At 71.0% G+C, this 307-nt stretch carries 1 pseudogene; it reads right to left on the reverse strand.

From position 1 onward, the window contains the following. Nucleotides 1-307: pseudogene (locus QZH66_RS18955) on the reverse strand (acetyl-CoA C-acetyltransferase); the annotation flags it as partial.

The following is a 307-nucleotide window of genomic DNA, read 5'->3' on the forward strand; positions in this document are numbered from 1 at the left end:
TTCGACCGCCATGGCCGTGGCTTCGCCGCCGCCGATGCACAGCGTGGCCAGGCCCTTCTGGAGGCCGCGCGCCTTGAGCGCATACATCAGCGTGACCAGGATGCGCGCGCCGCTGGCGCCGATAGGGTGGCCCAGCGCGCAGGCGCCGCCGTGGACGTTGACCTTGTCGTGCGGCAGCTTCAGGTCCGCCATCAGCGCCATGGGCACGACGGCAAAGGCCTCGTTGATCTCCCACAGATCGACATCGCCCACGGCCCAGCCGGCCTTGGCCAGCGCCTTTTGCGTGGCGCCCAGCGGCGCCGTGGCA

Origin of the sequence: Stenotrophomonas sp. YIM B06876 (genome assembly GCF_030711595.1) — a bacterium.
In the GTDB taxonomy this organism is placed as follows: Bacteria; Pseudomonadota; Gammaproteobacteria; order Xanthomonadales; family Xanthomonadaceae; genus Stenotrophomonas.